Here is a 7,327-nt window from a genome sequence, read left to right on the forward strand (position 1 = left end):
ACAACATGAAAAGGAAAAAATATAAATGGGTCATTTGGGTGCTGGTCATCGTTGCTGCCGGTGTTGGCATCTGGTTTTGGAAATTTAAGGAAGAAGAAAAACCAGTTGTGCTGGAAACCGAACAACCGCACTATGGCACTATTGCCACCAGCGTAACGGCTACCGGTACGGTTCAACCTGTTGATACCGTTTCGGTAGGTACGCAGGTATCGGGCACTATAAGTAAAGTATATGTTGATTTCAATGATAAAGTAAAGAAAGGTCAATTGATCGCTGAAATAGACAAGACCATCTTATCAGCCCAGCGCGATCAGATAAGCGCCAGCCTGCGGCAGGCAAGGGCCAACCAGGAGTATCAAAAAAGCAACTACGAGCGGCAAAAGCAATTGCTCGATGTTGGCGCTATCAGCAAGGCAGATTATGAGGTCGCGTTAAATCAATATAATTCAGCCAATGATAACGTAAACGGCATTGCTGCCCAGTTAAAGGCAGCCCAACAAAATTTATATTATGCAAACATTTACTCGCCCATCGATGGAACTGTGTTAACCCGGAATGTGAGTGTGGGCCAAACAGTAGCGGCCAGTTTAAATACACCTACCTTGTTTGTGATTGCCAAAGACCTTACCAAAATGCAGGTGCAGGCGGCGGTTGATGAAGCCGATATCGGTAATGTAAAGAATGGACAGCGAGTAACCTTTACGGTAGATGCCTTCCCCGATAATGTATTTGAAGGCCATGTAAATGAAGTGCGGTTGCGGCCAAGTGTCTCATCGAACGTGGTAACTTATGCTACCATCATAGATGCACCCAATGACGATCTGAAACTAAAACCGGGAATGACAGCCAACATCACCGTCTTCACCCAGGAAATACAAAACGCTTTACTGGTTTCTGCAAAAGCAACGCGCTTCCGGCCCGATTCAAGCCTGTATAAAAAATACACCATTGAAGGCGGCAATTATAAAGATGGTCAACGGAAAGGCGGCATGCGTATAGGCAGTGCGCCAAAAGATAGCAGCAGCATGAGCAAAAATAGAAAACGCGATGCCACACAAACGGTGGATGCCGGAAAAACAGCCATGGTGTGGGTGAAGAAAGACAGCACGCTTACCCGGCGTAAAATAAAAATTGGCCTTACCGATGATACCAATGTACAGGTGTTATCCGGCTTAACTACAGATGATGAAGTAGTATCAGGGTCGCACCAGGAAGAAACAGGGGCGAAGGGAGCCGGCACACCAAGAAGTCCGTTTATGCCGCAACGTAGAGGTGGTAGTAGCGGCGGTAATAGAAGTGGCGGTAGTGGGGGAAGCAGAAATTAGAAAAAGATATAAACTAGTCAAAAGCATGTCAAACAAAATAGTATCTATACACGACCTGAAACGCGAATTTAAAATGGGGGTAGAAATTGTGCGTGCATTAAAAGGCGTTTCATTTGAGGTAGAACCGGGTGAGTTTGTAACGATCATGGGTAGCAGCGGTTCCGGTAAAACCACCATGCTGAACATATTGGGTTGTTTGGATAAACCCACCGACGGCACCTATTTGCTCGATGGCGTGGATATAGGTAAGCAATCGCGCAATGAGCTGGCCGTATTGCGCAACCATAAAATAGGATTTGTATTCCAGTCGTATAACCTGCTGGCGCGTACATCGGCCCTGGAAAATGTAGAGTTACCCCTGTTTTATAATTCAGGTATTTCATCAAAAATAAGGCATGAGCGGGCTGTGAAAGCTCTGGAAGCCGTTAAGCTGGCCGACAGGCTCGATCACTTACCCAATCAGTTATCGGGCGGACAGCAACAACGCGTGGCCATTGCCCGTGCCCTGGTAAATGAACCGGTAATGATCCTGGCCGATGAAGCAACCGGTAACCTGGATACCCGCACCTCTTATGAAATTATGGCGTTGTTCCAGGAGTTAAATCAGCAACAGGGAAAAACAATCGTGTTTGTTACGCACGAACCGGATATCGCTGCCTTCAGCAGCAGAACAATCACCTTAAAAGACGGCAAAGTGGTAAAGGACAGCAGGAATACACAGGTGCGTTCTGCCAAAGAAATGCTGGCAGCATTACCAGTAGCAGCAGATTACTAACTGATACTAATTACAATGAAACTTTTTAACCTCATACGAATCGCATTAAGAGCACTGCAGCGTAATAAGCTGCGTGCCTTCTTAACCATGCTCGGTATTATCATAGGGGTGGCGTCAGTGATCGCTATGGTGGCCATAGGGCAGGGTTCCAAACAAAGCATCCAGGATCAGTTAAGCAGTATGGGATCGAATATGATCACCATACGACCCAGCAGTAACCAAACAGTTGGAGGCGGGGCCAGGCTCGATGCAACAGGCTTGCAATCTCTTACGATGGATGATGTAAAAGCCATCCAGAAACAAGCCACCTATATCTCAGCCGTGTCGCCTGCTGTACAGTCGAAAGGGCAGGCCATCAATGGCGCTCTCAACTGGCCTACTACCATTCAGGGAGTAAGCCCTGAATATTTAACTATTCGTAACTGGCCGGTGAAAGATGGCATCACTTTTACGCAGGAGCATGTGAATACAGCCGATAAGCTTTGTTTGATCGGTCAAACCGTAGTGGAAAATATCTTTGGCTCCGAAGACCCGGTAGGCAAGATCATCCGTTTTAATAAGATACCATTTAAAGTTATCGGGGTATTGGGTGAAAAAGGCGAGAACGCATTTGGCCAGGATCAGGATGATATCATCATTGCGCCTTATACCACCGTGCAAAAAAGAATTCTGGCCATTCCTTACATTCAAAATATTTACGCTTCAGCAATTGATGAAGGCAGCAGTGCGCAGGCAACGGAAGAGGTCACCAGTATCCTGCGTACTTCACATAAATTAAAAGCAACCGATGAAGATGATTTCATGGTGCGTACCCAGGCGGAGCTCATCAATACCTTTAGTTCAACCAGTCAGTTGTTGACCGTATTACTGGCAGCCATAGCCGGTATTTCACTGGTAGTGGGTGGAATAGGCATCATGAACATTATGTATGTGTCGGTAACGGAGCGTACTAAAGAGATCGGTTTACGTATGAGTATTGGTGCCCAAGGAACCGACATCCTGTTCCAGTTTTTAATAGAGGCGATCCTGATCAGTATTACCGGTGGTATTCTCGGCGTGCTATTAGGTATTACTGCCTCGCGGTTGGTAACGTTGTTTTTATCGTGGCCAACGTTGGTATCGCAATCGTCTATTATGCTGTCGTTTATGGTGTGCGCCATTACCGGTGTATTCTTTGGGTATTACCCGGCGCAGAAAGCATCGCGGTTGGATCCTATTGAGGCATTACGATATGAATAAAGAAGAAAATTATAAGATAGGCCCGGGAGTTACACTGTTCGTTGTTTCTTCCGGGTTTTCTTTTTGGCCGGCTTTTCCGGTTCTGCATAAACTACCTGGCAGTTCTCGCAATAAAAAGTTCGGCGTTTGGTTTTACCGAGGTATTTTTTAATGAGCGGAATAACACACCGTGGGCAGATCTGTTTCGTATGTACCAGCCAGTGTTTTCTTAATAAGAATGCTTTTTTCCATTCCAGGAAATCAAAGCTGTAATTACGGGCTTCCCTGATGAGTTCGGTAAGTTTGCGTGGAGGCAATAATTTGATAATACTTTCGGGATGAACCTGAATGCGAAACAGCACTTCATTTTTGATAATATTTCCTACCCCGGCAAAAATGTTCTGATCCAGTAAGGCGTCACACACCTGTAGATCGGGCTGGGCTTTCAGTTTTTTCCTGGCTTTTTTTTCATCCCAGGCGTCGTTGAGCACATCGCCACTCCAATCGTATACATGATCGAGGTCTTCATCTATTACTTTTATTGAGCAACTATACAGATACAGATCGCCATTATTAAAATGCAAATGAAGGCGAATGTTCTTTTTTAAGGGTTCATTAACACTATAAGAACCCCATAGCATAAAGTGAATACGTAAAGTGAATTTTGGTAAACAGATCAGAAAGTGTTTACCCCAGCTTTTGAAGTCGATAACTGTTTGATTGACCAGCGCTTCTTTATCTATGGCGTGTGTATTGCCGGATGCAGACAAGATCTTTTTGCCTTTAAATTGCTGTACGGCTTCCCTGAGAATGATGATACTAGGCCCTTCTGGCATAGGCTATTCGGCTATTTATAGGTTAGTAAAGCGCTGGAAGAGAAGTGGTAGCCGAATTATGAAAAAAGTAACAATCACTGAGTACCTAATTCCACAATCTGCTAAGTTGCTCTATCGCGGGTATTGCGAATAAGGCCAACTCCGGCAAAGAAAAAGATAGCGCCCAGCACTCCATACATAATGATTTGCTTAACGTTATGCGTATTGGCGCCCCCATTCATAAAGTTCACTCCGGCCAGTATAAGTCCCACAACACCAACCAGTGCGAGTATAATGCCTAAGACTCTTTTTTCCATAATACTACTTTCAGGTAATATGGCAAAGGACGTGCCCGGGGGTAACTTGTTCTACTTTGTTGATTTACATGGCCAAATTACATTATATTTGCTTGTATAATTTTATCTGCAGGACCATGCTCCGCAAACACCTAAATAAATTGACATCTTGCGCTTTACTGAATTTGGCTTTCACCCCGACTTATTAGAAGGCATTGAAGCCTCCAATTACGAAAATGCTACTCCTGTTCAGGAGCAGGTAATACCGCCCATTCTGGCTGGTAGAGACATTATCGCTTCCGCCCAAACCGGTACCGGTAAAACAGCGGCCTTTTTGCTGCCGATTATCAATCGCCTGCTGACCCATCGCATTGATGGACAGGTTGGCGCGCTGGTAATTGTGCCTACCCGTGAGTTGGCCATCCAGATTGCCCAGCACCTGGAAGGACTCTCTTACTTTACCAATATCAGCTCTATTGCTGTTTATGGCGGAAATGACGGTAACAACTTCATTGCTGAAAAGAAGGCTTTGCAAACCGGCACCGACATCGTCATTTGCACGCCTGGCCGCATGATAGCCCACCTGAACATGGGCTATGTACAATTTAAACAATTGCAGTTCCTGGTGCTGGATGAGGCTGACCGTATGCTGGATATGGGTTTTTCTGATGATATCAACAAGATCATCAATGCCATACCTGCCAAACGGCAAACCTTAATGTTTTCGGCCACCATGCCCGACAAGATCAGGCTGCTGGCAAGAAAGATATTGAACAACCCGGCCGAGATCAACATCGCTATCTCAAAGCCACCTGAGAAAATAGTGCAGAAAGCTTTTGTAGTGTATGAACCACAAAAACTGCCTTTACTTAAGCATATCTTAACAAACGTTTCCTTTAAAAGCGCGCTCATCTTTTGCAGCCGCAAACAAAGTGTAAAATCACTGGTGCGGGAAATGGAACGCGCGCGTTTCAAGATCGCCGAAATACACAGCGACCTGGAGCAGGTGCAACGGGGAGACGTGTTGAATGGTTTTACCAGCGGACGGATACCCATATTAGCTGCCACGGATATTTTAAGCCGCGGTATCGATATCGATACCATTGACCTGGTTATCAATTATGATGTGCCGCGTGATGCAGAAGATTATGTACATCGTATTGGTAGAACGGCCCGCGCAGAAGCTGATGGTATGGCGTTCACACTGGTGAGCGAAACCGAACAAAACAAATTCGCTATTATTGAAAAGCTGATCGGCAAAGAGGTTGAAAAGGCGGCTGTTCCCGAAGAATTGGGTAAAACACCTGAGTATCATCCAAGACTCCGTTCGAAGAGTGGGGGTGGTAATAGAAGATATCAACATCACGGGAGGCCCAGGAGGAAGTAGTTGAGGAGTTGATAGAGTTAACAGGTTGACGAGTTGACAAGTTAACGGGTTAATCAGTTGGCGGAAAGCCTAAAATTTCGGGAACCCTTTCACGTTTCACGTTTGACGTTTCACGTCTTGCAGCTTTCTCTCAAAAAAGTCTCAATTGAACTCCTTTTGATCTTTTGGAGGGTGGTTTGGCCTTTCCCATAACTGTCCTGCCTTCGTAACGCCAGGATTCATTGCGTTCCTTTTCTATGAGTTGCTCAAAGTTATCATTGGGAATAAAATTCTCTTCGGCTTTTTGAGCCAGCTCTGTAAGCTTCTTTATAGCCTGCAATTTATCGCTTTGACCAATCTTTGCTTTTTCAACTGCTTTATGTAAGACGTTGATGGTTTCATCATATACTTTGGTTGGAACCGGGAAGGGATGCCCGTCCTTTCCACCATGGGCAAACGCAAAACGCGCGGGATCTTTAAACCGGGTGTTGGTGCCATGGATCACTTCGCTTACCAGTGCCAGTGATTGCAGGGTGCGTGGCCCCATTCCTTCCAGCAATAACAATTCTTCAAAATCGGCAGGTTTCTTTTCATGGGTTAACCACAACATGGCGCCCAGTCTTTTCAGATCAACATCCTTTGCCTGCACCTCGTGATGGGCCGGCATGGTAAGGTGCTGTATTTCGACCAACAGGTCATTGGGCGATTCATTATTTGATAAGGTAAGTATACCTGAGCGGGTGGGCGCCGCCTCATTATCAACCAGGTTTAAAATATTGCCGGGCTGCAAACCACAAATAGCGGTATGTGGTTCATTTACGAATGATTGCAATTGCTGCGAGTGCCAGTGATAGCGCCTGGCTGTGCCGGTAGCATCATTCAGGCCTTGTTGAATAACTGTCCATTCACCCTCATTGCTAACAATAAAGCTATGCAGGTATAATTGAAATCCATCCTGAATGGCGGTGTTATCAACTTTGGCGCTCAACTTGCTGCAGCGAACCAGTTGTTGCGCATTCAAACCGGTTTGTTCGCCAATGGCTAATAGTTCATTGGGCACCTGGCGGGAATGGCTTCCTTTACCGCCGCAGATATAAATGCCCAGTTCTTTCGATAATGGGTTGATGGCTTTTTTTAACGCTCCCAGTACAGAAGTAGTAATGCCCGATGAGTGCCAGTCCATACCCATTACAGCGCCCAGGCTTTGGAACCAGCAGGGCTCACTAAGCCGGCGAATATAATCGGCTTTTCCATATTCCATCAGGATCACCTCGGTTATGGCCCGGCCCAGTTTGGCCATGCGTTCGGCCAGCCAGGGCGGAACAGCGCCATAATGTAAAGGAAGATCTGCAGTGCCGGAGCGTTTCATGTACTAACAAAGTTAGTAATTATTTGCTAAAAAAAGGGCAAAGGGCAGAAGGCAGAAGGCAGAAGGCAGAAGGCAGAAGGCAGAAGGCAGAAGGCAGAAGGCAGAAGGCAGAAGGCAGAAGGCAGAAGGCAGAAGGCAGAAGGCAGAAGGCAGAAGGCAGAAG

7 protein-coding genes are annotated in these 7,327 nt (G+C 46.0%); 4 read left to right on the plus strand and 3 right to left on the minus strand.

Features of this window, described 5'->3' with window-relative positions; genetic code table 11:
- Positions 1–5: 5 nt before the first annotated feature.
- Genes ACJ751_RS16975 through ACJ751_RS16985 form a run of 3 tightly spaced genes read left to right on the plus strand, consistent with a single transcriptional unit; the run spans position 6 to position 3,339 of the window.
- Complete coding sequence (locus ACJ751_RS16975; RefSeq protein ID WP_407746713.1) at positions 6–1,325, plus strand: efflux RND transporter periplasmic adaptor subunit; 1,320 nt, start codon at positions 6–8, stop codon at positions 1,323–1,325.
- Between the two features lie 25 nt (positions 1,326–1,350).
- Positions 1,351–2,100, plus strand: coding sequence for an ABC transporter ATP-binding protein (locus ACJ751_RS16980; RefSeq protein WP_407746714.1), 750 nt, complete (start codon positions 1,351–1,353; stop codon positions 2,098–2,100).
- A gap of 15 nt (positions 2,101–2,115) precedes the next feature.
- Positions 2,116–3,339 carry an ABC transporter permease gene (locus ACJ751_RS16985; protein ID WP_407746715.1) on the plus strand — a complete coding sequence of 408 codons (1,224 nt, stop codon included), beginning with the start codon at positions 2,116–2,118 and terminating at the stop codon, positions 3,337–3,339.
- 29 nt (positions 3,340–3,368) lie between these two features.
- Here the strand turns inward: ACJ751_RS16985 and ACJ751_RS16990 are convergent, their stop codons facing one another.
- Positions 3,369–4,154 (minus strand): DNA-formamidopyrimidine glycosylase family protein, encoded by a 786-nt coding sequence (locus ACJ751_RS16990; protein ID WP_407746716.1) that lies wholly within the window; start codon positions 4,152–4,154, stop codon positions 3,369–3,371.
- Positions 4,155–4,255: 101 nt separating this feature from the next.
- Positions 4,256–4,450: a hypothetical protein gene (locus tag ACJ751_RS16995; RefSeq protein ID WP_407746717.1), complete on the minus strand. Its 195-nt coding sequence runs from the start codon at positions 4,448–4,450 to the stop codon at positions 4,256–4,258.
- A 148-nt stretch (positions 4,451–4,598) separates the two neighbouring features.
- Between ACJ751_RS16995 and ACJ751_RS17000 the strand changes: the two genes are divergently transcribed.
- The gene (locus ACJ751_RS17000; RefSeq protein ID WP_407746718.1) at positions 4,599–5,816 is read left to right on the plus strand and encodes a DEAD/DEAH box helicase; all 1,218 of its coding nucleotides are present in this window, start codon (positions 4,599–4,601) and stop codon (positions 5,814–5,816) included.
- Between the two features lie 130 nt (positions 5,817–5,946).
- Here ACJ751_RS17000 and ACJ751_RS17005 read toward each other — a convergent pair whose 3' ends face one another.
- Positions 5,947–7,164, minus strand: a complete 1,218-nt coding sequence (locus ACJ751_RS17005; RefSeq protein WP_407746719.1) for a DUF763 domain-containing protein — start codon at positions 7,162–7,164, stop codon at positions 5,947–5,949.
- Between the last annotated feature and the right edge of the window lie 163 nt (positions 7,165–7,327).

The sequence above is a fragment of the Niastella sp. genome (assembly GCF_045805085.1).
Lineage (GTDB): Bacteria > Bacteroidota > Bacteroidia > Chitinophagales > Chitinophagaceae > Niastella.